We start from the raw sequence: 25,830 nt of genomic DNA, 5'->3' as shown, positions 1-25,830 counted from the left end.
TGGGTAGTACGGGGGCGTGCCCTACAACGCTAGTCCACGCGACGCACTGCGCCCTTATCGGCCGACGTGGCCATCTTCGAGTAGGCGCGCAGCGCCTTGGTCACGTGGCGGGTGCGGTTCGGGGTGAACGGGTTGTCCCGCAGCTCCATCTCCGCACGGCGGCGGTCCAGGACATCGTCGTCGACCTCGAGTTGCAGCTTGCGGTCGCGCACTGAAATGCGGATCGTGTCGCCGTTCTCGATCAAGCCGATCAGCCCGCCCTGGGCCGCCTCGGGGGAGATGTGCCCGATGGACAGGCCCGACGTGCCGCCGGAGAAACGGCCGTCCGTGATCAAGGCACAGACCTTGCCCAGACCTGCGCCCTTGAGGAAGGACGTCGGGTGGAGCATCTCCTGCATGCCCGGTCCGCCGGCGGGACCCTCGTAGCGGATGACCACCACGTCGCCAGGCTGGACTTCGCGGGCGAGAATCATAGACACCGCCTGCTCCTGCGAATCCACAACGCGTGCGGGGCCGGAGAACTCCCACAGCTCTTCCTCGACGCCGGCGGTCTTCAGGATCGCTCCGTCCTCGGCAAGGTTGCCGCGCAGGACGACGAGCCCGCCGTCGGAGGTGAAGGAGTGTTCGAAGTCGTGGATGACACCGCCAACCGGGTCGGTATCCAGCTCATCCCAACGGTTGGACTGGGAGAACGCCTCAGAGGAACGCACCCCGCCGGGCGCGGCGTGGAAGAGCTCGATGGCCTCCTCAGTGGCTTTGCCGCCGCGGATATCCCAGTCGTCGAGCCAGTCCTGCAGATTCGAATACGCCACGGAGTGGACATCGGTGTTGAGCAGACCGGCGCGGTTCAGCTCGCCCAGGATGCGGGGGATACCGCCGGCGCGGTGGACATCCTCGATGTGGGCGTCACCGTTCGGGGCGACCTTGGAAATGCAGGCGATCTCGTGGGAAAGCTCGTCGATGTCCTTCAGGTCGAAGTTGACTTCGCCCTCCTGGGCGGCGGCGAGGGTGTGCAGGATCGTGTTAGAGGATCCGCCCATGGCCATGTCCAGTGCCATGGCGTTGCGGAAGGCTTCGCGGGTGGCGATGCTGCGCGGCAGCACCGATTCGTCGCCCTCACCGTAGTAGCGGCGCGCGATGTCCATGACAGCCTCGCCGGCGCGCTCGAACAGTCGGCGACGTGCGGTGTGGGTAGCCAAGGTGGTGCCGTTGCCCGGCAGCGACAGGCCGAGTGCCTCAGTCAGACAGTTCATCGAATTCGCCGTGAACATGCCGGAGCACGAGCCGCAGGTGGGGCATGCGGATTCGACGATGCGGTCCAAGTCTTCGTCAGAAATTGCGTCGTTGGCGGAGCTGGACATCGCGTCGACGAGGTTGGTCTTCGTCCCGGTCTGCGCGATGCCGTCGATGACCACGGCCTTGCCGGCCTCCATCGGGCCGCCGGAGACGAACACGGCCGGGATATTCAACCGCATTGCCGCATTGAGCATGCCCGGGGTGATCTTGTCGCAGTTGGAGATGCACACCATCGCGTCGACGGTGTGGGCGTTGATCATGTACTCGACGGAGTCGGAGATGATCTCGCGGCTGGGCAGGGAATACAGCATGCCGCCGTGGCCCATCGCGATGCCGTCATCGACGGCGATGGTGTTGAATTCCTTCGGAATGCCGCCGGCCTCGCGGACAGCTTCCGCGACGATATCGCCGACATTTTTCAGGTGCACGTGGCCGGGCACGAACTGGGTGTACGAGTTGACGATGGCCACGATCGGCCTCCCGAATTCATTGTCCTTCGTGCCGGTGGCTTTCCACAGTGCGCGGGCGCCGGCTGCCTGGCGGCCGACAGTGGTGACGCGGGAACGAAGCGGGATTGAGTTAGGCATGTGTGTCAGTCCTCGTCATCTTTACAGTTCTTTCATTCTTTGCGGCTTTCGCTGGTGCCCGTAGCAGGCTTCGAAAGCTTTTCGCCGGCGGCGGTGCGCTCCTCGTATTCCTCAGGAGTGACCAGGATGGAATTTCCTTCCTGGTCGGTGACCTCCATCATTCCGTCCGCTGCCTCAGAGGCCTGCGTGATCACGTCCGCGATGCGGCCCGAGGAGGCTTCCGCGAGATCCGGCAATGAATTGAACGTTACTCCGGGCAGCGTGTACTCCTCGCCGTTTACGGTGGCGACTTTGGCGCTGGACCCTTCGAAACCGATTCCGCGGAGCTGATCCCACGGCAGGTGCGCATTCTTCTTGAACAGGTAGGACACGGTGATGCCGTTATCGTCCACCCGGGTCTTAGCGGTGAATACCCACACGATGAAAATAATCGGGAAAATGAGCAGCCAGCCGAGCTTGAGCGGAGCCCAGGAGATTCCGATGAGAGCGATGCCAGTCATGAGCACCGCCGCGAGAACGTGGGTGCGGTCCGGAGCGAAAGTCATGGTGTCATGCTATCGGGGGCCTGGGCCTGAGTTCTCCCCCGGGGTAGAAGCGGGGGCGCTTTGCTCCGCTGGTTCGCTGGCCGGCTCGGAGGGGTCGGTGCTTTCAGTCGGTTGCTCCTGCGAACGCGGCTGCTCTGATTCCTGCGCTCCGGAAGGTGCAGCTGGGGCAGGTGCGGGCTCAGTGGAGTCTCCGTTTCCCGGTTGCTCGGTGCCGGTGGTTTCTTCGTGCGGGGCATCTGTCTGGGTCGGCTCACCCGAAGAATCGCTGGGAGGAGGCGTGGTTGCCTCAGCCGACGAGGTAGTCGGGCGGGGCGGCGCGAGAATGCCTGACCGAGCTTCGCTGGTCTCACCCTCCAACGTCATACCGCGAAGGAGGAGCAGACCAAGGAGCAGCGCGATGAGCAGACCCGTCGATGCTCTCACGCGGCCGCCGAACGTGCCGAGTGCATGATGCGTTTGCTGCCCAGCGGGATTCGCGGCGGGATCTTTTTCCGCCGCGACTTCCTCGTGGTCGTTCAGTTCAGGGTCCGGGTTCGTGCCCACACCGGAACTCGGCCCGGGGACATCTGTGGCCTGCTTGTCATTGGGAGCAGACGTCACAGCGGTGCTCCCGGCGCCGGCTTGAGCTGCTTCGGAATAATCCTCGGCCCAACCGGACTTGTAGCGGCTGGCGGAAACGGCGGGGAAGGCCTCCGTGGCATCGTCGTCAAGCGGTTGCGTCGCTGTCTGCGAACCGTATTCGTCGAAGAATTCCTCGAGAATATGGACGCGCAGTGCACGCTCAACGGGGAACTGGTCGCCAGGCGCGCACCGCACCATGAAGCGAACATCCAGCGTCCACGGCATACCGACCGTGTTTGGCGGATTGATCTGGATGCCCGGCTGCGACAACAACTCGCCGCGAATCAGCGGTGCGATCTCCGGGTTCGCCAACGCCTTGCGCGCGGCGCGCTCGGCTCGCGCGATCACTTCATCGACATCGCGCGAACGAGCAAGTGGGACAGGCACGACGACCAGTGCCCGAGACCAGATATTGGAATTGTTGATGCACACCTGCGCCGTCGAATTCGGGATGGTCACCGTGTTCTGCTCGAGTGTGCGGATCTGCGTGGCGCGCATCGTGATCTGAATGACGTCGCCCGTGATTTCCGTGCCGTTGATTTGGAACGTGACAAGGTCGCCGACGCCGTATTGCTTCTCGGTGAGAATAAAAAAGCCCGCGAAGAAATCAGAAATGATGGACTGCGCGCCGAAACCGACTGCGGCGGAAACAACCGTGGCCGGAATGGCCGCGCCGGCGAGCGAGAAGCCGATCTGCTGGAGGAAGAAAACGAGGATCAAAAAGAACGCCAGCAACTGGACGATATAAATGACCACACCGGCAATGGCCAGCGAAGACTTGCCTTCGTCCGAGTCCTTCGAGTCCGCTATCTGGCGCTCGACATAACGGTTGGCGAGACGGCCTGCACGCGGCACGAGCATCGCGACGACAATGAGGAGTGCGAGGTTGATTCCGGTGCCGGCCAACCACCGCCATATGTTTTCGAGAATAAGTGAGAAAGGCATAGCAGTTCCAGATTATCCTCATTTTCCCTATAGATCCCTGGGAAATGTGTATCCTCAAGTCATGATCTTCATCGACCTAGTAGCAGTGATTCGCGCGGCGCTTGTCCCTCGCGCGACGTACTTGCATACGTAGACGTCGAACGACAAGCGCCCCCGCCTAAGGATTTAGAGCGGGGGCGTTTTTCGTAGATCACCAGAGTGCTGACAACTCATCAAAGGAGTTCGGAAAAGTGGCAGCGTCACAGAAGAAACAGGTAGAGCGGATGACAGGCGCGGAAGCCATCGTCCGCAGCCTCGAAGAGCTGGGCACCGAGATCGTTTTCGGCATTCCAGGGGGAGCGGTCCTTCCGCTTTACGACGCCCTGTTTGCCGCGAAACAGCTGCGCCACGTTTTGGTACGCCATGAGCAGGGCGGTGGACACGCCGCTGAAGGCTACGCGTTGGCGTCCGGAAAAGTCGGCGTGTGCGTGGCTACCTCAGGCCCCGGGGCGACCAACCTCGTTACCGCACTAGCCGATGCGTACCTCGACTCGGTGCCGATCGTGGCCATTACTGGCCAGGTGGGAACCCCGCTGCTGGGAACCGATGCGTTCCAGGAGGCCGATATCCGCGGCATCACCATGCCGATCACGAAGCACAGCATCATGGTGACCGACGTGGAGGAGATCCCGCAGGCGCTCGCCGAGGCCTTCCATCTCGCCAGCACCGGTAGGCCAGGACCCGTCCTGGTCGACTTCCCGAAGGATGTCCAGAACGCCGAGATCGACTTCGCGTGGCCGCCAGTCATCGACCTGCCCGGTTACAAGCCGACGACGACTCCGCACGGCCGCCAGATCTCTTCGGCCGCGAAGATGATCGCCAAGGCAAAGCGCCCGGTGATCTATGCCGGCGGCGGCATCATCAAGGCAAACGCTTCCAAAGAACTGCTCAAGTTCGCGGAGCTCACCGGTGTTCCTGTCGTGACTACGCTCATGGCGCTCGGTGCATTTCCGACGAATCACCCGCTGAACATGGGCATGCCCGGCATGCACGGCACGGTCCCCGCCGTGGCAGCCCTGCAGAAGGCGGACCTGTTGATCACCATCGGTGCGCGTTTCGACGATCGCGTCACCGGCGACCCCGAGCACTTCGCCCCCGACGCCAAGGTGATCCACGCCGATGTCGACCCCGCTGAGATCGGCAAGATCCGACCCGTGGACGTCCCGATCGTCGGCGACGCCAAGGAAGTCCTGAGTCAGCTCGCCGAGCCGTTCAAGAAGGGCAAGAAGGTCTCCGCACCTAAGATCGGGGAGTGGAAGGACTACCTGGGCGATATGAAGGAGCGCTTCCCGCGCGGCTACGAGAAGCATGCCGACGGAACGCTGTCGCCGCAGTTCGTCATCGAGACCCTGTCCAAGGAAGTCGGCCCAGAGGCCATCTACGTTGCCGGTGTCGGCCAGCACCAGATGTGGTCCGCACAGTTCCTCGACTTCGAGCACCCGCGCACCTGGCTCAATTCTGGTGGATTGGGAACGATGGGCTATTCCATCCCGGCCGCACTCGGCGCGAAAGCCGCCTGCCCCGACAAGGAAGTCTGGGCCATCGACGGTGACGGTTGCTTCCAGATGACCAACCAGGAAATCACCACCGCGGCTGTTGAAGGCTTCCCGTTCAAGGTCGCCCTGATCAACAACGGCAACCTGGGCATGGTCCGCCAATGGCAGACCCTGTTCTACGACGGCCACTACTCGCACACCAAGCTGCACCAGGACGAGACCTACATCCCGGACTTCCTCGGCTTGGCCAGCGCGCTCGGTGCTGAAGCCATTCGCGTCACCACCGAGGAAGAGGTTCTGCCCGCCATCAAGCGCGCCCGCGAGATCAACGACCGCCCGGTCCTCATCGACTTCGTCGTCGGCGAGGATGCCCAGGTGTGGCCCATGATCTCCGCCGGCAGTTCCAATTCGGAAATCCAGTACGCGCGCGATTTGCGCCCGCTTTTCGACGAAGACATGTCCGCCGGCGAATCCCCCGCCGACATCCACGAGACCGTGACCGAGAGTTTTGCCGATGCTCCGACCGAAGCGGAGGAAAAATAATGATGAACAACAATCCCATCTATGACGATGTCACCCGTAGCGTCGTGTCCGTTCTGGTGCAGGACGTTGACGGCATCATCACCCGCGTGACTGCGATGTTCACCCGTCGCGGTTTCAACCTGGTCTCGCTCACATCCGCGAAGACCGAGACCGAGGGCATTAACCGTCTGACGGTCGTCGTCGACGCCTCCGAGCACGCCGTCGAGCAGTTGACCAAGCAGTTGAACAAGCTGGTCCAAGTGATCAAGGTCGTGCGCCTCGAGGAGGAGAACACCATCGCCCGCTCCTTGATGCTGGTCAAGGTCAACGCTAATAACAGCAACCGTCCGCAGGTCGTCGATGCCGCCAACATCTTCCGGGCCCGTATTGTCGACGTCGCTCCAGAGTCTGTGGTGATTGAAGCGACTGGCACGACGAGCAAGCTTCGCGCGTTCCTCGATGTGCTCGAGCCATTCGGGGTGCGCGAGCTGGTCCAGTCTGGTCGTGTCGCTCTGAATCGTGGACCGAAGACGATGGCATCTTCCAAGTAGCGGCCCTTTAGCCCGGGGCCTCCTAAAAACGGGCCGAGATCCCACACAAACTCGTCCGTGTCCCGTATAGTGAAACTTGTCGCCCAATATGCGGGACACGTTCTATAAAACTCAGAATGTGCACAGCGCTCCGGCGCACAGCAATCAACAGAAAGGTGAGTGCTTCGCTCATGGCAATTGAAGTCTTCTACGACGACGACGCTGATCTGTCCATCATCCAGGGACGCAAGGTCGCAGTTATCGGTTACGGTTCCCAGGGGCATGCGCACGCGCAGAACCTGCGCGAGTCCGGCGTCGAGGTGGTCATCGGCCTGCGCGACGGCTCCAAGTCTGCCGACAAGGCACGCGAGGCCGGCTTCGAGGTCAAGACCAACGCTGAGGCTGCAAAGTGGGCCGATGTGATCATGCTGCTCGCCCCGGACACCTCTCAGGCCGAGATCTTCTCGAATGACATCGAGCCGAACCTGAACGACGGCGATGCCCTCTTCTTTGGCCACGGCCTGAATATCCACTTCAAGCTCATTGACCCGGCCGACAACATCACCGTCGCCATGGTCGCCCCGAAGGGGCCGGGCCACTTGGTTCGCCGCACCTTCACCGACGGCAAGGGTGTTCCGTGCCTGATCGCCGTCGAGCAGGATCCGACTGGCAACGGCCAGGCGCTGGCTCTGTCGTATGCCGCCGCCATCGGTGGCGCACGCGCCGGCGTCATCCCGACGACCTTCGAAGCTGAGACCGTCACCGACCTCTTCGGTGAGCAGGCTGTTCTCTGCGGTGGCCTGGAGGAACTGATCAAGAATGGCTTCGATGTCCTGACCGAGGCCGGCTACGAGCCTGAGATGGCCTACTTCGAGTGCCTCCACGAGATGAAGCTCATCGTCGACCTCATTTACGAGGGCGGCCTGGCCAACATGAACTACTCCGTCTCTGACACCGCGGAGTTCGGTGGCTACCTGTCCGGTCCCCGCGTTGTCGACGAGGGTGCCAAGGATCGCATGCGTGAGGTCCTCAAGGATATTCAGTCCGGTGAGTTCACCAATCGACTGATCGCGAATGTCGACGGCGGCAACAAGGAGCTCGAGGGTCTGCGCGACAAGGTTGCTCAGCACCCGATCGAGAAGACCGGTGCTCAGCTGCGCGAAATGATGAGCTGGGTTCAGAATCCTCTGAACGACACCGCCCGCTAAATCACAGGCAGCGGTTCACCGCCCGAGGGATCCCTCGGGCGGTTTTCAATTCCAGGTAAATAAACAAATGCAATGTCCGCACGGCGTGCCGCCGGGCGGACATTGCTTTACTGCACGGGGCCTTTGCGGATTCCTATGTTGTGTTGGTGTTCTCTTGGGATAGCGTTGTCGTAGAAGGCCGGTCGTCCTGTTTCTTGGTCGGCTGTGTCATGGTCTTCTGGGGCGAGAACGGGAACTTTGGCGAGTTGATCTTGTTCGTAATTGCACGGGGGAGATTGATCCCGCCCTTCGAGATTTAATTCGTGACAGATTTGTTGAGGGTAACTGGCCGGAGGGGTACTTTTCTCCGGATTGCTTTGGGATCGTGACCCTAGGAAGTTAGTACACCAGCACGCCCCTGGCGGTATTTCAGACCTGAGGCTGGGTTATCCCCTCGAGATAAGTGGAATCATCCTAATATCAGCACGCCAGACCAGCTAACGATACAACTTCACCAACACACCTTGCGGTTTAGGTCGAGCTTTCTTTGCTCCAGGATCGTAGCAATTCGAGCAGTTCACCTTGTTGCCTACTGGACAGGTGGTTGAAGGCTTTCCGCTCAGCTGCGGCGTGGGCTTCTACGGTGGACATTATTCGGTCGTGTCCCTCGGGCGTTAGTGTCAGGGTTTTTCCTCGTTTGTCGCTGAGGTTGATTTTTTCCTCAATGAGTCCCTGCTTTTTTAGCTTGTGAAGTCTTCCGGTTATTCCGGCCTTGGACAGAAGTAAGGTTTGTGAAAGTTGTCCCGGGGTGACGTCTTCCTGGCGGAGGATTGTTGCTAGAACATCGAAGTCGCCTGGAGCTAACTGAGCTTGTTCATGGATGACGGTCACTTCGTTTTCGATTGCTCTTAAAAGATGGGTGAGGCGAAGAGTTGTTTCCATTGCGTCCACATCGACGTGGGAATTTATTTTTGTCCATTTGTCCATGGCTGCGGAGATGGAGTCCATATTTGTTCCTTTCGGGGTGTTGAAACTTAGTGTAGCTCTTGACAAAAGAAGTTCGGTAGCGAACTATATAGTTCGTTAGCGAACAACCTAAGGAGATGTGGGATGATAATTTTTGAACCCGAAATAGTGGCAGATGCTTGCTCCTCTCGCCTCCCAAAGGCGAGGTTGCTGGTGGATGCCTCGGATGCAAAAGGGAATGTGAGTGTGCAAAATATTCAACTTTTTGATGGAGGCGAGGGAGCTGCCCCACATTTTCATAAAATCTCGTGTGAGTTCTTCTACGTCTCTAGAGGAGAGCTTGAGTTTTGGGAGGATGGCCAAATACACCAGTTAAGTGCGGGTGACTGTGCATTGGTTCTTCCGGGTGTTCCTCATGCTTTTGGAGCCGCTAAGGGTAGCGATGCTGATGTACTGGTAACTATCGCACCCGGGGTGGAGCGGTTTGAGTACTTCCGAATCTTGGGCGGGATAATGAGTGGCAAGGTCCCTGAAGATGAGCTTGCTCGTCGAGAAGATGAATTCGATACGTATTTTGTGGAAGCACAAGATTGGGAAGCGCATAGAGGGAGATAGGAATCTAGAATCTGCGCTGCTTGCGCTCCGAGTCTAGGAGGACCGGACCGTGAGCATTTTAAAGGGGATCGACTATTGCCAAACGTGTCAAATCGGAATTCAAAAGCAGATATACCAGTCCTACAATTGACCGGGTTATCGTTTGCCGCTTTCTTGGCCATAATGACTGAGACCATTCCTACGGGGGTTCTGGTTGATATGGCTGAGTCCTTTGAAACAACAACGGGAAAAGTAGGGCAGTTTCTGACCGCTTATGCTGCTGGATCTGTGGTAGCTGCAATACCGGTGATGACAGCAACTCGAAAAATGCAGCGTAAGAACCTTTTGGTTATAGCTATCTTGGGGCTTGGGATTTTCAACGCTCTCACTGCTCTTACTTCGCATTTGTGGATAGCTTTTCTTTCTAGGTTTGTTTCCGGAATGGCCGGAGGCGTCATTTGGGGCCTTGTGGCAAATTACGCTCGGAGTCTAGTCAGTTCGGAAAACCAAGGTCGCGCACTTGCGATTATCGGTTTTGGTCAGCCTTTCGCCTTAGCCTTTGGAGTCCCGCTTGGTGCATTAGGAGGTCAGCACTTTGGTTGGAGAATGATGCTGGGCATGTTGACGGTTACATCCATCGTTCTGGTGTTTTGGATTTCTTATGCGCTTCCTCACCGGCCGGGACTTGTTGGAGGAGCCCCAGGGGTCAAAGTTCTGAAGAGATCGATTTTGATGCCTGGTGTGATTGGGGTGCTTGCAGCGCTTTTTGGCTGGACAGTAGCGCATAATATGGTCTACACGTACATTCAGCCTCTAACCGGTGCTGCGGAAATAGCCCTTGGCGTAGATATCGTACTTCTATTCTTCGGGATTTCTGCGGGGATCAGTATTTTACTTACTGCTTTCGCTGTAGATAAGAGGTTGTTTCTGACTGGTCTAATCCTGGGCGCCTTGATGCTTATAGGGTTCTTGCTTTTGTCGGTACCGGCAGCTTCCAACCATCTTTTCATTTTTGGAATTATCGTCTGGGGATTTGGATTTGGTGGTGCACCGACAGTTCTGCAGACCGCTTTGGCGAGAAACGCAGGTGACTTGGCAGACATTGCGCAGTCCTTTTTCGTTACTATCTTCAATTTTGGTGTAGGTGTCGGCGGTGTGCTCGGTGGGGCAGTGCTGAGTCTTTGGGGTGCTTCCGCCCTTAGTATTGCTGCGGGGGTGATGTGTGTCTTAGTTATCGGATTGCTCGCTTTTCGGAATAGAGACTTTGGAAGACAACTTTGAGGGCTAGGCCTGAAGCTCAGGTCGGGGGTACTTCTTAAAATGAAGTCCTTGGAGCGTGTCAAATTGTTTGTGTGCGGGGCTAGGTTTATAGGCATTTGTCGAAGCGGTCTGGGTAGGACAGCGGGTTAATGGACGAAAGTGTGTCCGCTTGACGAGAAGGGCAGCATCCACGGCGCTATTGCGGGGCAACGGGAATCGGAGTGCCAGGAATGGGCGCAGCGAACTTCGGTGAATCTGTTGGCTGTCATATTTGGAGGCGGTCGCAGACACGAACGAACCCCGCGTCCCTGGAGCGGGAATCGCGGGGTTGGGGTGCGTCGAGTTGAGGCGGCGCGAGGCGGCTGCCGGATGGAACCGGCTAACCGTTTTTAGTTGGTGGCGTTGCCGACTGCATCGCCGACAGCACCGGTTGCGTCGCCCGCTGCATCGCCAGCAGCGTCAGCAGCGTTGCCGGCAGCGTCGCCAGCGCCCTCAACTGCGTCGCCGACAGCACCGGTAGCGTCGCCGGCTGCATCGCCAGCAGCACCGGTTGCGTCGCCAGCTGCATCACCAGCAGCACCGGTAGCGTCGCCAGCTGCATCGCCAGCGGTGGTGGTCACGTCGACGGTGGTGGTGCCGGTGACCTCGGTGGAGCCCCCGGTGGACTCGTCGTCGCCGCCGCCCTTGACCAGGGACCAGATCAGCAGGCCGAGAAGCACCAGGGCCAGCAGGCCGAGCAGCCACTTCCACCAGCCGCTGCCGCCTTCGCTCTCCTCGACAGCGGTGGAGCCGCCGGTGGTTGTCGGACGGGAGTTGGTGCGGACCTCGCGGGTAGCGGTGTTGTCAGCCGGCTTAATGCGCTCCTCGCTGACGCGAGTCTCGTTCAGCTTGTCGCCGATGCGGGGCTCGTCGATCTTGTCGCCGATGCGGGTGTCGTTCAGCTTGTCGGTGACGCGCTCGCCGTGTGCGAGACGGTCAGCGGCTTCCTTCGGCAGCTTGTTGGTCGGGTCGTTCGGGTTCTTGCTGGTCATAATGTGACCACCTTTCTAATAAGGTTGTTATCTAACAGACCGTGCTTGAACAGTCAGCGCCCCACAGTAACAGCATTTCGGAGCCGTCGACGTGTTCTGTGTCACGTTCATGTCGATCCAGGTCATGTTTGAAGTGGTGCACACCATGGTCTGTGCAGGTGAGGCGAAAGATCGCGCGATCAGTGCGTTTTCATTCCCTTTTCATTAAGCGTCAAACTGTCATACAGTGGTAACCATGACGGAACACAGTCACGGCCACGGGCACGGGCACGACCATGGACACAGCCACAGCCACGACCATAACGTCAGCGACGCCCCGCTATGGGCGCTGGGGACGGCGTTGGCGATTACCGGTGTGGTGTTCTTCGCGGAGTTGATCGGTGGCTGGCTGTCCGGGTCGATGGCGCTCATGGCCGATGCGATGCACATGTTGTCGGATGCGACAGGGTTGATCATCGCGTTGGTCGCGGTGGCTGTGGGGCGGAAACCGGTGTCGCCGTACGCGACGTTCGGGTACCGGCGCGCAGAGGTTCTAGCCGCGGCGTTCAACGCTGTGATGGTGGCGGCGATCTCGGTGTGGATCGTTGTGGAGGCGGTGCAGCGCATCGGGAGCCCGGAGGAGGTCCAGACGCGGGCGATGATCATCGTGGCGGTGGTCGGCCTGATCGCGAACGTGGTGTCGGCGCTGGTGCTGCAGTCCCAAAGAGAGCACTCGGTGAATATCGAGGGGGCATTCCTTCACGTGATGGTCGACTTGCTCGGGTCAGTCGCTGTGATTGCCGCCGGTGTGGTCATCGCGGTGACAGGATTCACCGGTGCGGACGTTGTGGCCTCGCTCATCATCGCTGGGTTGGTGCTGCCAAGGGCGTGGGGGTTGCTGAAGGCGTCGATAAGCGTGCTGCTTGAACGCGTCCCAGCGGGGATCGATCCGGTCAACGTGGGGAACGCGCTGGTGGCTTTGGATGGTGTGGATGCGATTCATGACCTGCACCTGTGGTCGGCCGGCGGGCGTGACGTGCTGTGCACGGTGCACCTGATTACGCGGGCGGATCACGGGCAGTTGCTGGATCGCGCGCAGGGGCGGTTGCGGGAGCTCGGAATTGAGCACGCGACCATTCAAATTGAAGGGCCCGGGCACTTTGAGCACGAGGTTTATTGTGCCCCTCACGGTGACCGCGAGTGATCTAAAGTTGGGGTCATGGGGTTTACCACGCCGAGCTACTCCTTGACCGATCTGTTCGCGCGCGCTGAGCGGGGCGAACTGCAAACGCCGGATTTCCAGCACACCTACCTATGGGATGTGGACCGCACGCGCACGCTGTTGGCGTCGGTGCTGCGCGGCTACCCGGTGGGAACGCTCTTGGCGCTGGACACGCGCAACGAGCCCATGCGTTTTCGTCCCCGTCCCTTGCAAGGCGCGCCGGAGACCGGGGAGCAGCCTGGTCTGCTGCTTCTCGACGGGCAGCAGCGACTGTCCTCGTTGTACCTGTCTATGCAGGGCGACGGGCGGATTGAAGTCCTCGACTTCCGCGGGCGACGCATTTTCCGCCGCTTCTTCGTCGACGTGCGCGCGGCGGTCGCTGCAGACCCGATGCCGACGGAGGCTGTGTTCGCAGTCGACGATGACGGTATCGTGCGCTCGCATTTCGGCCCGCTTATCGACGGGGGCGTGACCGGCCGCCAGACCATGCTCGATAATTTCATCGTGCCGGTCTCCTCGCTGTTGTGGGAGGAGGGCAACGACCTGCTCTTCGACATGGCTGCGAGCACCGACGACCCGGCAATCCGCGAAGATGTGAAGGAATTCCACCGGCGCATCCTGCGTCCGCTCGCCGCTTACGACCTGCCCATGACGCGCCTCGATCGAGGCACCTCCCAGATCGGTGTGGGCCAGATCTTCGCGCAGGCGAATTCTTCCGGCGTGTCCATGGATGTCTTCGAGCTTCTCACCGCGGTGTTCGCGCTCGAAGATCCGGAATTCTCGCTCGCCGCCCACTGGGAAAAGACCGAGGCGGTGTTGCGCGAACATGCTGCGCTCGACGAGATTGACCGTGTGCGCTTCCTGCGTGGTGTCTCGCTTCTGGTCACCAGCACGACGGGACCGGCACGCGGCCACCGCGGCGATATTTTGAACCTGAGCCTGCACGACTATCTCTGGGCCTCGCGCGATTTGCTCGCGGCTTTCGAGCGTGCCGCGGAATTCTTGTCGGATCGGTGCATCTTCACCGTTGACCAGGTGCCGTATTCCCACCAGCTGGTGCCGCTGGCAGTGATCTTGGCCCGCCTGTCCTGGGAGGAAGGGTGCCTTGAGCAGCAGACCACGTGGGACCGCATCAACCAGTGGTACTGGAATGGCGTTTTCGGGGAACTCTACGGCGCGCACGCTCCGTCGATCCGTGCTGGCTCGGATGTCGATCAGGTCACCCCGTGGGCAAAGGGGGAGACCGATACGGTTCCGAAGACGGTCGAAGATGCCTTCTTCAACGAGTCCCGCTTGATCAGCGCCCGCGCGGATTCCGGCGTGTACCGTGGCTTGTTCTCCCTGTTGATGGCACGCGGTGCCCGCGATTGGCGCACCGGCAAGACTTTCACCGCCGAGACAGTCGAGGAATTGCAGCCGGGCTTCCATCAGGTTTTCCCGGACGGTTTCTGCCGCGGCAAGGGCGTCGATCCGGACTTGGCAGAGTCGGTGTTGAACCGGACCCCGTTGGGCAAGCGCACTGAAGCGATCATGGAGGATGCGGACCCGAAGCGCTATCTCTCCCGCTTGCAGTCCAAGGCGATCATGGAGGACGAGGAATTCGACACAGTCCTTGCCACCCACGAACTCGAACCGGATTACCTGTTCACCTCTAACTGGCAGGCCTATTTCGTGGATCGCCGCGACCGTTTGGTGGGGATCATCGAGTACGCTATGGATAAACCCGTGATCAGCGATGACGCAGGGGATGGGGCAGAAAGCGGCACTGAATGACCGGAACCAACAAACGCGGCGGGATTCAGCTCGCCGCAGTAGTGGCCTCCGCGTCGCTGCTGCTGGCCGGGTGCGCCGGCGAAGACGGGGAAGATGAGCCGCAGGTCGACCGCATGCTGCAAGATGCCCGCACCGTGAACCAGTCGCGGCATGTCTCGGACCGCTTTGAACCGCATCCGGTGGTGATGGATGATCCAGATGGTTTCGCCACCAGCGAGTTGTTCTTCCCGTCCTCGGAGGTGCTCATCCTCGCCGATGAGACTCCCGCTGCGCAGCTGCGCGCAGCATCGCTGGCAGTAGTGGCGCATGCGCCGATGCTGATTTATCGGAGCGAGAAGCATTCAGATGTGATCCGCGAGATCGAGCGCATGTCCACCCACACGGTCTACGCGGTGGGGAAGGTACCGGTGCTGGGGTACACGGAGAAACTGACGGTCATCAAGGACCCGGGCGATCAGGAAGCGCTGGAGGAAGCGACTGCTCTGCAATTCGCGGAGCGAGAGGTCCAGCGCCCGGAGGACGCCGCAGCGGCTGTGGCGGGTTTGGCTGACGGTGAGCCGATGTGGCTCCGCGCTGGATACGGCTCGGATCAGCATGTCGCCGAAGACGCGAAACCCGGCGTGGTGCCCGTGCGCTCCCGGCAAGACGCGGCGATGGCACCGCAGGTGATCGCATGGCCGGAGAGTTCGTTGGCGGCGATTGCCACCGCGCGAGCTTTCGGGGCGACCGTCTATATGACGGACGAACCGGATCCACGGAACAGCCACTTGACGCTCGTGCTCACTGCCGGACTTGCTGAACGGCCGTTGGTCGCGTTGGGCAAGGCATTCGGCACGAGCGTGGAGCTCGCGCAGCGGATCCGGGAAGCGGAAGAGAAAATTCAGCCGGGGGATTTAAATAATATTTCCTCGCTCCCGCAATCGCCGGATTAAGGTTTAATGAATCAATACTCAATATCAGCCACTACGCAGTAGGAGATGAGCGCCGTGACCGCACCCGTGTCCAACCCCGAAGCCAAGCCAGTCGTTCTCATTGCCGACAAGCTCGCCCAGTCCACAGTGGACGCTCTGGGGGATTCCGTGGAGGTGCGTTGGGTTGACGGTCCGAACCGCGAGGAGCTGCTCGCAGCGGTGCCGGAGGCACAGGCCCTGCTCGTGCGTTCGGCGACCACGGTGGACAGCGAGGTGCTCGAGGCTGCACCGAACCTGCGCATCGTCGGACGTGCAGGCGTGGGTCTGGACAACGTCGATGTCGATACGGCAACGCAGCGCGGCGTGATGGTCGTGAATGCGCCGACGTCGAATATCCACTCGGCATGCGAGCACGCGATCGCTCTGTTGTTGTCCACGGCCCGCCAGATTCCAGCCGCGGACAAGACGCTTCGCGACGGCGAGTGGAAGCGCTCCTCGTTCAAGGGCGTGGAGATCTACGGCAAGACGGTCGGCATCGTCGGCTTCGGCCACATCGGCCAGCTGTTCGCGCAGCGTCTCGCCGCATTCGAGACCGAGATCATCGCCTACGATCCGTACGCGAACCCGTCGCGCGCGGCACAGCTCGGCGTCGAACTCGTGGAGCTGGAGGAACTTGTCTCCCGCGCAGACTTCGTCACCATTCACCTGCCGAAGACCAAAGAGACGCAGGGCATGTTCAACGCGGAGCTGCTGGCCAAGGCAAAGGAAGGCCAGATCATCATCAACGCCGCGCGCGGAGGGCTTGTCGACGAGCAGGCGCTTGCCGACGCCATCGCAAACGGCCCCATCCGCGGCGCCGGCTTCGACGTGTACGCCACTGAGCCGTGCACGGATTCTCCGCTGTTCGCCCTTGAAGAGGTCGTGGTGACGCCGCACCTGGGGGCGTCGACAAGCGAGGCGCAGGACCGTGCGGGCACGGATGTCGCTGGTTCTGTCCTGAAGGCGCTGGCCGGCGAATTCGTTCCGGACGCCGTCAATGTCGTCGGCGGTGCCGTGGGCGAGGAAGTCGCCGTGTGGCTCGAGCTCGCGCGAAAGCTCGGCCTGCTGGCGGGCAAGCTGCTTGATGACGCACCGGTGGCCCTCCGCGTCACCGCCCGCGGCGAGCTGTCCACCGAGGACCCGTCGACTCTGGGTCTGTCCGCTGTGCGCGGTCTGTTCTCCGGCATTGTCGAGGAGCAGGTCACCTTCGTCAACGCACCGGCGATCGCCGAGGCCCGCGGCCTCGATCTCGAGACTGGCGTGGCCAACGAGTCTCGCGATCACCGCTCTGCTCTTGAGGTGCAGGTCGTGTCCGCGAACGGTGAATCCGCCACTGTCGAAGGTGCGCTGACGGGACTGGAGCGCGTGGAGAAGATCGTGCGCATCAACGGCCGCGGCGTGGACATGCGCGCGCAGGGCCGCAACCTGTTCCTGTCGTATACCGACAAGCCCGGCGCTCTCGGCAACGTCGGCGCGCAGCTCGGCAACGAAGGAATCAATATCGAGGCCGCAGCCTTGACTCAGTCCGCGAAGGGCGACGGCGCATTCCTCATTCTCCGCGTCGAAGCTGAGATCCCGGCCGAGCTCGAGGCTGCCATCGCGAATTCCCTCGAGGCGGATTGCTTCCAGCTCGTGCTCGACTAGGCTTCGCCCGTAAAAATTCGCTGCTGATTACGGCGTCTAGCTCGATCGATACGAAGTAGCGAAAGAAAGTTATCCCGGATTTGAATTAATCCGGGATTTTTTCTGCGCCCGCTCCCGCGCATGTGCGAGTATTAATGCACGTAATTTTCCTAACCTAACTAAAGGGGGGCGACTTTGACTACCGCAGTTGATCGCGATCAGCCTGAAGCGGGCGTGGTACCGCGCGAAAGACTCGAAATCACGAGGACGCCCGACGGCAAAGAGCATGTCGTCGGCGTGAAGCCGAAGAAAGTGATCGGCACTGTTGAGCGCATTGTGATCGGTTTCTCCGCTGTCCTCGCCGCGCTCGGATGGGGCGCTATCGCGCTGCATCGTGGTGAGACCATCAATTCGGTGTGGCTCGTTCTCGCGGCTATCGGCACGTACATTATCGGCTTCAGTCTCTACGCCCGTCTCGTCGAGTACAAGGTGGTCAAACCACGGAATACCCGTGCAACCCCGGCGGAATACGTCAACGACGGCACGGACTTCGTCCCCACGGACCGCCGCGTTCTGTTCGGTCATCACTTCGCGGCGATTGCCGGTGCTGGCCCTCTGGTCGGTCCGGTCATGGCCGCGCAGATGGGCTACCTGCCTAGCACGCTGTGGATCATCATCGGCGTGGTGCTGGCTGGCGCGGTGCAGGACTACCTCGTCCTCGCCGTGTCGCAGCGCCGCCGCGGGCGCTCTTTGGGGCAGATGCTCAAAGAGGAAGTCGGCCGGATCGGCGGTGTCGCCGGCAGCATCGCCACCATGGTCATCATGGTGATCATCATCGCTGTGCTTGGGCTGGTCGTGGTCAACGCCTTGGCGGAGTCTCCGTGGGGCGTGTTCTCCATCGCGATGACGATTCCGATCGCGTTGTTCATGGGCGTTTACGGCCGCTTCCTCCGGCCTGGCCGCGTGGCAGAGGTCTCCGCGATCGGTGTGGTGCTGCTGATGACGGCGATTCTCGGCGGCGGATACGTGGCCGAGACTTCCTGGGGTGCAGAGCTGTTCACCCTGTCTAAGTCCACGCTGGCTGTCTGCATCCTCGTTTACGGTGTGATCGCTTCCGTTCTGCCGGTGTGGCTGCTGCTGGCTCCGCGTGACTACCTGTCGACCTTCATGAAGATCGGCGTCATCGTCATGCTGGCTTTGGCGATTCTGATTGACCGCCCTGAAGTGCACATGCCGGCCGTCGCCGTCTTCGGCCGCGAGGGCGGGGGACCGGTCTTCTCGGGCACCCTGTTCCCGTTCTTGTTCATCACCATCGCCTGTGGTGCGTTGTCGGGCTTCCACGCTCTGATCTCCTCTGGCACGACCCCGAAGTTGCTGGAAAAGGAGACGCACGCTCGCGCCATCGGATACGGCGGCATGCTGATGGAGTCCTTCGTGGCCATCATGGCGCTGATCACTGCCGTGGTGCTCGACCGGCATATTTACTTCGCCATCAACTCCCCGAAGGCGAAGACCGGCGGCGAGGAAACTACGGCGGCTGAGTTCGTCAACGGGCTGAATATCCCGGGGCAGGGAATCTCCGCAGAGCAGCTGACCGCCCTGGCCGAGGCAGTGGGGGAGCCGAGCATCGTGTCGCGCACCGGTGGCGCGCCGACATTCGCGATCGGCATGTCCGAGATCATGACCAATATCGTCGGACACCCCGGCATGCAGGCATTCTGGTACCACTTCGCCATCATGTTTGAGGGCCTGTTCATCCTCACCGCCATCGACGCAGGCACCCGCGTCGCCCGTTTCATGATGGGTGACATGATCGGCAATATCTCCGGCCTGGAGAAGTTCAAAGACCCGTCCTGGCGTGTGGGTAGCTGGATCTCCACTGTGCTGGTCTGCGGCATGTGGGGCGCGATCCTGGTCATGGGCGTTACTGACCCGCTCGGCGGCATCAACGTGCTCTTCCCGCTCTTCGGCATTGCCAACCAGCTCCTCGCGGCGATCGCGCTGTGCCTCGTCACCGCGATCGTGTTCAAGAACGGGTTGTTCAAGTGGGCGTGGATTCCGCTCGTGCCGCTCGTCTGGGACCTGATCGTCACAATGACGGCGAGCTGGCAGAAGATATTCAGCGACGATCCCGCGATCGGCTATTTCGCGCAGCACTCGAAGTACAAGGAAGCGCGCGATCAGGGCCTAGAGATGTTCCAGGCGGCGAAAAGCCCGGAAGAAATCGACATCGTTGTGCGCAACACCATGATTCAGGGCATCCTGTCTATCTTCTTCGCTGTCCTGGTGATCATCGTGGTTGTCGCCACGGTGGTGGTGTGCGTGCGCGCTGTACAGGCGCACAAGCGGGGCGAAGCGATTGAAACTCACGAGGAACCGGAGGTCACGTCCACCTTGTTCACCCCGCGTGGAATGTTCGCTTCGGCGGAAGAAAAAGCGGTGGCGAGGGAATACGGCCTCGAATTGAATTCACCGTCGGGAGCGGGGCACTGATGGGTGCTCTCGCTCGCGGCGCCGTCTCGACATTCAGGTGGATGGATTGGTACATCAAGGAGCTGATGGGGGATAACGACTACGCGAAGTATTGCGCCCATCAGCGCACGCATCATCCGGAGGCAGAACTGATGACGGAACGGGAGTTCTGGAAAGCACGTTGGGCTCGTCAAGAAGCCAATCCAGGTTCCCGTTGTTGTTAAGCTGAGCTGCATGAAAATTGCGGTTATTGCAGGGGACGGCATCGGTCCCGAGGTGATGGAAGAAGGGCTCAAGGTTCTGCGCGCAGTGCGCGGAGACGTGGAGCTCACCGAGTATGACCTCGGTGCGCGCCGGTACTTGCGCAACGGCGAGCTGCTGACTGACGAGGATTTGGCGAGCCTGCGCGAGCACGACGCGATTTTGCTCGGTGCGATCGGCGACCCGGAGCGCGTCCCGGCTGGTGTGTTGGAGCGCGGTCTGCTGCTGCCGCTGCGTTTCAAGCTCGACCATTACGTGAACCTGCGTCCGTCGAAGCTGTACCCGACGGCGACAAGCCCGCTGGCGAACCCGGGGGAGATCGACTTCGTTGTGGTTCGTGAGGGAACCGAGGGCCTGTACGCCGGCAACGGCGGAACCCTGCGCCAAGGCACACCGGCCGAGGTCGCATGCGAGGTCTCGCAGAACACCCGCTACGGCGTCGAGCGTCTCGTCCGCCACGGTTTCGAGACCGCGATGGCGCGCCGCAAGAAGCTCACGCTCGTGCACAAGACCAACGTGCTCACCAACGCGGGCGCACTGTGGCAGAACACCGTCGACGAGGTGTCAAAGGAGTACCCGGAGGTCGAGGTCGACTACAACCACATCGACGCGGCCACGATTTACATGGTCACCGACCCGTCGCGCTACGACGTGATCGTCACCGACAATCTCTTCGGCGACATTCTCACCGACCTCGCCGGTGCGGTCGCCGGCGGCGTGGGTCTGGCGTGCTCCGGCAATATCGATGCGTCCCGGACCAATCCGTCGATGTTCGAGCCGGTCCACGGTTCCGCACCGGATATCTCAGGCAAGGGTCTGGCTGACCCGACCGCGATGATTCTCTCCGTGGCCATGATGCTTCGTTGGCTTGACGACGAAGCTTCTGCCGTTCGCATCGAAGACGCCGTCGCCGCGGATGTCTCGGGCCGGAAGGATGCTGCGAATGAAACTGGCAATGATGCTACGGAAACTGGAAGCTTCACGGAAAGGGTCGGAACCCGTATTGCGGAATCCCTGAAGTAGGGTTTTCGTTATGCGTTCGACTTCCCGGTTCACCACGACCGCCGCAGTAATGGCGGCCACCACGATGCTGCTTGCAGGCTGCTCTGCCATCGGAGGTGACGGGAAACAGGGGGAGGACTCATCTGCCACCGCCGAAAAGGACAGCTTCGCGGCTTCCTTGGTGTCGGACGGGTCCGCCGTCATTGCCGACCCAGACGGCACAGGAGCCGAAGTATCCCAGAAATTCTTCCCCGAATCCGACACAGTCGTTGTCGCAGCGCCTGACCGGGAGAATCAGCTGAAGGCGGCAGCCATCGCTGTAGAACTCGGCGCGCCGATGCTCATCCGCTACAGCTCCGCCGAGGCCACCGCGGCGGTCGATGCGGAGATTGAGCGTCTCGGCGCCACACGCGTGATCAATGTGGGGCAGAAGGCTGGCGAAGAAGCGGACGGCGAAGACACTCAGCTCATCGCCGACACCCAACCGGTGACGGCGGACAAGGATGCCGAGATCAAGGCGATCGTCGACCACGCCCGCGCTCATGCAGGTGAGGCCGACAAGAGTGGTGAGGGCGAAGTCCCGATCTTCGCCACCGAGCTGACCTCGTTCGCCGCGGCGGCGACGGCGGCAAACAAGCTTCCGGTCACGGTGCTGTCCTACGCGGATCCGCGCGTGACCAAGGAATCGATGGATCAGGTCAACGGCAAGAAGGCGCTCGCGCTCGGCCGCCAATTCGGCAGCAGCGAGCGGTTCCAGACCACGATCGAATTGGCCAAGAACGGCGAGTTGCCGGGCGGTGGCGGACTCGTGTTCCCGGGACGCCGCATGATCGCCACGTATGGTCACCCGTCCGGTCCCGCGCTGGGCCAGATGGGCGAGAAGCCGCCGGCCGAAGCTGTAGGCGTGGTGAAGGAATGGGCGCGCCAGTACCAAGAGCTCACCGACGAGAAGATCATCCCCGCCTTCGAGGTCATTGCCACTGTCGCGTCCTCGTCACCGGGCGATGACGGGAACTTCACCAACGAATCGGATCCGGAAGAACTGATCCCGTATATCGACGCCATTACTGAGGCGGACGGCTATGCCGTCATCGACCTGCAGCCGGGTCTGACGACCTTCAAGGAGCAGGCAGTTCGCTACGAGGAGCTGCTCAAGCGCCCGAATGTGGGCTTGGCGCTCGACGCCGAGTGGAAACTCCAACCGGGGCAGCAGCCGGCGGCGCAGGTCGGCTCCGCTTCCGCTGCAGAGATCAATGAGGCCACGGAATGGCTGGCGAACCTCACTCGTGAGAACGGTCTGCCGCAGAAGGCATTGATCGTGCACCAGTTCCAGGTGGCGATGTTGCCGGACCGCCAGAATATCGACACGTCTGCGCCGGAGCTGTCGTTCATCCTGCACGCAGACGGACATGGCTCGCCGGGACAGAAATTCGATACGTGGAATGTGATGCGCGAGGATCTGCAGCCACAGTTCTTCATGGCATGGAAGAACTTCATCGATGAGGACATGCCGATGTTCACGCCGGATCAGACGTACAACACGGTCAATCCACGCCCGTGGTTTGTCAGCTATCAATAATTCAGAATTGAAAGGCTATACCTAAGCGGTGAGAGTCCACGGTGGCGTATGCTCATTGGCATGCGTTATGGACGAATTGCCACACCTGAGGGAATGACCTTCGCGGTCATCGACGATGACGCGACGACTGCGAAGCAAATCAAAGCGACTCCGTTCACGGAGCCGGAGTACACGGGCAAGGAATGGGCGCTCGCAGATGTGCGCCTGCTCGCCCCGATGCTTCCCAGCAAGGTAGTGGCAATCGGCCGTAACTACGCCGACCACGTGGCCGAGGTGTTCAAGCAGTCCTCGGAGCACCTGCCGCCGACTCTGTTTCTCAAGCCCCCGACAGCAGTGATCGGGCCGGATGCGGCAATCAAGATCCCGGAGTTTGCCACACGCGTCGAATTCGAGGGCGAGCTCGCTCTCGTCATTGGCCGGCCGTGCAAGAACGTCAAGGCGGAAGACTGGAAGTCGGTCGTGCGGGGCGTGACCATCGTCAACGATGTCTCCTCCCGCGATCTGCAGTTCACCGACGGACAGTGGGCCCGTGCAAAGGGCATTGACACGTTCTGCCCGCTGGGCCCATGGATCGAGACTGACCTGGATAAATTCGACTTCGACAACCTGCCGATCAAGGCGCACCTGACGCACGACGGCGCCACGGAGACGAAGCAGGATTCGAATTCGAACCAGATGATCTGGAAGCTGGGCAAGATCATCGAGTTCATCACGTCGGCTTACACGCTGCTGCCGGGCGATGTGATTTGCACGGGTTCGCCGGCGGGCACCGCGGAAATGGTGCCGGGGGACACGATCGAGGTCGAGATCGAAGGCATCGGCACACTCCGCAACCCGGTGGAGCGCGCCTAAACGCTGGTTAAAGGCCCAGCGCGCGCTGGATCGTGCGCAGCTTCGCGGTGGTTTCCGCGAGCTCAGCCTCCGGCTCGGAGGCGGCGACGAGTCCGCCGCCTGCCCATGCGCGGGCAGAGGTGCCGTCGCCATTGACTTCGGCGCAGCGGATGGTCACCATGAATTCGCCATCGCCGCTTTGATCACACCAACCGACGGTTCCGGCGTAGAAGGACCGGTCCGATTCGGCGGTGGTGATCAATGCCTCAGCGGCGTGCTGTGGGGAGCCACAGACAGCCGGGGTGGGGTAGAGCCGGGCAGCCAGATCCAGCGCATTCGGGGCGGGATCGCGCAGTGTGCCGGTAATCGGGGTGGCCAAGTGCCACATCTCATTCGTCTTGGTCAGCACAGGGCGGGAGGGGATGGATAGTTCGTCGCAAAGCGGTGCGAGGATGTCGCGGATGTGCTCGACGACGTACGCGTGCTCGTCCAAATCCTTGGTGGAATTGGCCAGCGCTTGACCGGCGGCTTCGTCGGCGGCGGGATCGTCGAAAATACGCGCGGCGGACCCGGCGAGGGGATACGAGGAAATTGCTAGCCCCTTGCGTTTGATCAACAGCTCCGGGGAGGAGCCGACGATCATGTGCCCGTGTTTTCCTGCGGGCGCGAGGTCGGCGATGAAGCCGTCGCGGGTCCGGGAGAGGTCGATCAGGCGCGCGGCGACCGTCCGGGGGTCGACCGGTTCGTCGAAACCGATGTCCACGGCGCGAGCAAGCACGACCTTGTCCAATAATGAGTCATTGATCGTGGCCACGGCTGCTTCCACGCGGCGGAGATGCTCGTGCGGTTCCGGGTCATAACCCGTGACTCGGGCGGAAAGCCGGGCGCCGTCGCCGGTTCGGTAGTAGGCGTGGGGCTCAAGGGGACCGGGTTCGCGAATGATGCGCTGGGGAACGGTCAGCGCGGCGGGTGCATCGCGGTCGAAGGGGAGTGCGCCGACGACAATGGGGACCTCGCCGCGGTCGAGTGCAGCAATGGCGTCCCAGGCGTCGATAAAGCTCATCTTTGAGCCTTGTGTGCGCACAGAACCGTCCGCGCGGGACAGGAGAAAATCAGGCGCGGAGTCGGGTCTGGGAGATGACATGTGTGCCGATTCTAGTGCGGGGTCGGGAGTCGGTTCAGGGCAGGGGGGTCGGGCGGGAAGTACCGGCGCTGCTCAGGTGATTTCAGAAAAAACCCAGCGGTTTTTGAAGTTTTATTGCAGCAAGGTTTGCCTGGGGCTAGTGTTACGCAAGTGACTGTTGGGGGTAAGCGATGGAGCGCTCCTCGACGGCCTACTTTCTGCCTCAACTCTTTTATTTTCCTGAAAGGCCGCAGATGAAATCCGCCTCCCTTTGGTGCCGACGCATCGTGGGTGCCACCGCCAGCATGCTCATGGCAGTCGGCATCGCCGCAGCCCCCGCCCAAGCCCAGGGCATCCCGAATGTCGATCAGCTGACTGCCGGTTCCAGCAATGCAGCGAATGCGGTCCAGCAGGCTGCTGCTGGTGCCGCCAATGACGCCAACCGCGCATGGAACGATATGGCGCGCCAGGTCAACGACGCGGTGCTGTCAGGTTCCTCTGTGCCGTATAACCCGTTCCCGGCTCCGGGGCAGCCTTCGGCTCCCGCAGCGAAGCCGGCATCGGGTCCGTGGCGTGCGACTGCTGGGCAGCCGGTGGCTCCGGGGCACAATGGTGAGATCCGTGTGGGTAACCGTTCGTACTTGATCTGGGTGCCGCACGGTTACAACGCATCGCGTCCGACCCCGGTGATGGTGGGGTACTCGGCGTACCAGGACTCGACGGAGAATTTCCGGAACTACTCCCGCCTGCGCGAATCGAATGTGGGCCGTGACGCGATCATCGTCTACCCGCGTGCGATCGGCACTTCGTGGGAGGGTTCTGCTACATCAGCGACCCGTCCCGGCGAGGACATCCGCTTCGTTCGCGCGATGATCAACGACGTGCAGCGCTACTACAACATTGACCGCCGCCGTATCTATGCCACCGGCATGTCCACCGGTGGCGGCATGGCTGCCGTGTCTGCCTGCCACATGGCGGACCTCTTCGCAGGTGTCGCCGGTGTGTCCGGCGCGTATTACTGGCCGGTGAATTCCAACTGCCAGAACATCCCGGTCGCGTTCCTGGCCTACCACGGCTCGAACGACACGCTCATGAACTACCACGGCGGTGTCCGCCGCGGCACCCGTTACCTGGGCGTGCCGGAATTGTTCAGCTCGTACGAGCGCCGCAACGGCTGCAATATCGGCCGTATCAACAAGGCTCCGCTGAGCAATAATGCCACCCGTGTCTCGGCCACCGGATGCAAGAAGCCGGTGCAGGCCATCAAGGTTCACGGGTCGAACCACTTCTGGTGGTACAACCCGTCCACTGTGAACGATATGTGGGCAGTACTGTCCCGCGTGAGCAAATAAGCTGCCCACGAAATCAGCCGACCTGTAGCGCGCTACAGTTGGGT

Annotated in this window: 21 protein-coding genes and 1 pseudogene; 15 read left to right on the top strand and 7 right to left on the bottom strand. The window is 61.2% G+C overall.

The genetic code is table 11. The features are described 5' to 3' along the window. Positions 1-29: 29 nt before the first annotated feature. From ilvD to M3G19_RS02000, 3 genes are read right to left on the bottom strand one after another with little or no spacing between them, the layout of a single operon-like run. A complete protein-coding gene (gene ilvD, locus M3G19_RS02010; protein ID WP_259900189.1) occupies positions 30-1,883 on the bottom strand; it encodes a dihydroxy-acid dehydratase in 1,854 nt (617 codons plus the stop codon). Positions 1,884-1,915: 32 nt separating this feature from the next. Next, the gene (locus M3G19_RS02005; protein ID WP_259900188.1) at positions 1,916-2,428 is read right to left on the bottom strand and encodes a PH domain-containing protein; all 513 of its coding nucleotides are present in this window, start codon (positions 2,426-2,428) and stop codon (positions 1,916-1,918) included. Positions 2,429-2,437: 9 nt separating this feature from the next. Beyond that, positions 2,438-3,994, bottom strand: a complete 1,557-nt coding sequence (locus tag M3G19_RS02000) for a mechanosensitive ion channel domain-containing protein (protein ID WP_259900187.1) — start codon at positions 3,992-3,994, stop codon at positions 2,438-2,440. A 263-nt stretch (positions 3,995-4,257) separates the two neighbouring features. On the opposite strand from M3G19_RS02000, the gene M3G19_RS01995 reads away from it, so the two are divergent. From M3G19_RS01995 to ilvC, 3 genes are all read left to right on the top strand, one after another. Continuing rightward, entirely contained in the window at positions 4,258-6,072 is a 1,815-nt protein-coding gene (locus M3G19_RS01995; RefSeq protein WP_246874866.1) for an acetolactate synthase large subunit, read from the top strand. A 2-nt stretch (positions 6,073-6,074) separates the two neighbouring features. After that, positions 6,075-6,602: an acetolactate synthase small subunit gene (ilvN, locus tag M3G19_RS01990; protein WP_210572302.1), complete on the top strand. Its 528-nt coding sequence runs from the start codon at positions 6,075-6,077 to the stop codon at positions 6,600-6,602. A gap of 170 nt (positions 6,603-6,772) precedes the next feature. Beyond that, complete coding sequence (gene ilvC / locus M3G19_RS01985) at positions 6,773-7,789, top strand: ketol-acid reductoisomerase (protein ID WP_210572192.1); 1,017 nt, start codon at positions 6,773-6,775, stop codon at positions 7,787-7,789. A 107-nt stretch (positions 7,790-7,896) separates the two neighbouring features. On the opposite strand, the pseudogene M3G19_RS01980 reads toward ilvC, so the two are convergent. Continuing rightward, positions 7,897-8,055, bottom strand: a pseudogene (locus M3G19_RS01980) (IS256 family transposase); the annotation flags it as partial. Between the two features lie 244 nt (positions 8,056-8,299). Next, entirely contained in the window at positions 8,300-8,776 is a 477-nt protein-coding gene (locus M3G19_RS01975) for a MarR family winged helix-turn-helix transcriptional regulator (RefSeq protein WP_259900186.1), read from the bottom strand. Positions 8,777-8,878: 102 nt separating this feature from the next. Here M3G19_RS01975 and M3G19_RS01970 point away from each other — a divergent pair, with 102 nt between their 5' ends. Continuing rightward, a complete protein-coding gene (locus M3G19_RS01970) occupies positions 8,879-9,349 on the top strand; it encodes a cupin domain-containing protein (RefSeq protein WP_259900185.1) in 471 nt (156 codons plus the stop codon). An 84-nt stretch (positions 9,350-9,433) separates the two neighbouring features. Continuing rightward, positions 9,434-10,609: an MFS transporter gene (locus M3G19_RS01965; protein ID WP_259900184.1), complete on the top strand. Its 1,176-nt coding sequence runs from the start codon at positions 9,434-9,436 to the stop codon at positions 10,607-10,609. A 368-nt stretch (positions 10,610-10,977) separates the two neighbouring features. Here the strand turns inward: M3G19_RS01965 and M3G19_RS01960 are convergent, their stop codons facing one another. Next, positions 10,978-11,619 carry a hypothetical protein gene (locus M3G19_RS01960; protein ID WP_259900183.1) on the bottom strand — a complete coding sequence of 214 codons (642 nt, stop codon included), beginning with the start codon at positions 11,617-11,619 and terminating at the stop codon, positions 10,978-10,980. A 235-nt stretch (positions 11,620-11,854) separates the two neighbouring features. Here M3G19_RS01960 and M3G19_RS01955 point away from each other — a divergent pair, with 235 nt between their 5' ends. From M3G19_RS01955 to M3G19_RS01915, 9 genes are all read left to right on the top strand, one after another. Continuing rightward, positions 11,855-12,802 carry a cation diffusion facilitator family transporter gene (locus M3G19_RS01955; protein ID WP_259900182.1) on the top strand — a complete coding sequence of 316 codons (948 nt, stop codon included), beginning with the start codon at positions 11,855-11,857 and terminating at the stop codon, positions 12,800-12,802. A 15-nt stretch (positions 12,803-12,817) separates the two neighbouring features. Then, complete coding sequence (locus M3G19_RS01950) at positions 12,818-14,593, top strand: DUF262 domain-containing protein (protein WP_259900181.1); 1,776 nt, start codon at positions 12,818-12,820, stop codon at positions 14,591-14,593. Next, positions 14,590-15,525, top strand: coding sequence for a hypothetical protein (locus M3G19_RS01945; RefSeq protein ID WP_259900180.1), 936 nt, complete (start codon positions 14,590-14,592; stop codon positions 15,523-15,525). The genes M3G19_RS01950 and M3G19_RS01945 overlap by 4 nt, the downstream gene beginning before the upstream one ends. 54 nt (positions 15,526-15,579) lie before the next feature. Then, a complete protein-coding gene (serA, locus tag M3G19_RS01940) occupies positions 15,580-17,187 on the top strand; it encodes a phosphoglycerate dehydrogenase (protein ID WP_259900179.1) in 1,608 nt (535 codons plus the stop codon). A gap of 213 nt (positions 17,188-17,400) precedes the next feature. Then, a complete protein-coding gene (locus M3G19_RS01935) occupies positions 17,401-19,659 on the top strand; it encodes a carbon starvation CstA family protein (protein ID WP_396121731.1) in 2,259 nt (752 codons plus the stop codon). Beyond that, on the top strand, positions 19,659-19,862 hold the full coding sequence (locus M3G19_RS01930) for a YbdD/YjiX family protein (RefSeq protein ID WP_259900177.1): 204 nt from the start codon (positions 19,659-19,661) through the stop codon (positions 19,860-19,862). Before M3G19_RS01935 ends, M3G19_RS01930 begins: the two co-directional genes overlap by 1 nt. A gap of 10 nt (positions 19,863-19,872) precedes the next feature. Continuing rightward, positions 19,873-20,922 carry a 3-isopropylmalate dehydrogenase gene (locus M3G19_RS01925; RefSeq protein WP_259900176.1) on the top strand — a complete coding sequence of 350 codons (1,050 nt, stop codon included), beginning with the start codon at positions 19,873-19,875 and terminating at the stop codon, positions 20,920-20,922. 10 nt (positions 20,923-20,932) lie between these two features. Then, the gene (locus tag M3G19_RS01920) at positions 20,933-22,480 is read left to right on the top strand and encodes a cell wall-binding repeat-containing protein (protein WP_259900175.1); all 1,548 of its coding nucleotides are present in this window, start codon (positions 20,933-20,935) and stop codon (positions 22,478-22,480) included. A gap of 60 nt (positions 22,481-22,540) precedes the next feature. After that, positions 22,541-23,332, top strand: a complete 792-nt coding sequence (locus tag M3G19_RS01915; RefSeq protein ID WP_259900174.1) for a fumarylacetoacetate hydrolase family protein — start codon at positions 22,541-22,543, stop codon at positions 23,330-23,332. A 7-nt stretch (positions 23,333-23,339) separates the two neighbouring features. Here M3G19_RS01915 and M3G19_RS01910 read toward each other — a convergent pair whose 3' ends face one another. Then, a complete protein-coding gene (locus M3G19_RS01910; protein ID WP_259900173.1) occupies positions 23,340-24,455 on the bottom strand; it encodes an isochorismate synthase MenF in 1,116 nt (371 codons plus the stop codon). A 284-nt stretch (positions 24,456-24,739) separates the two neighbouring features. Here M3G19_RS01910 and M3G19_RS01905 point away from each other — a divergent pair, with 284 nt between their 5' ends. Further along, on the top strand, positions 24,740-25,786 hold the full coding sequence (locus M3G19_RS01905; protein WP_259900172.1) for a PHB depolymerase family esterase: 1,047 nt from the start codon (positions 24,740-24,742) through the stop codon (positions 25,784-25,786). Positions 25,787-25,830: the final 44 nt, after the last annotated feature.

Origin of the sequence: Corynebacterium sp. p3-SID1194, from assembly GCF_025144155.1 — a bacterium.
Lineage (GTDB): Bacteria > Actinomycetota > Actinomycetes > Mycobacteriales > Mycobacteriaceae > Corynebacterium.
The sequence above is the reverse complement of the archived record's forward strand: the minus strand, read 5'-3'. Positions and strand labels throughout refer to the sequence as shown.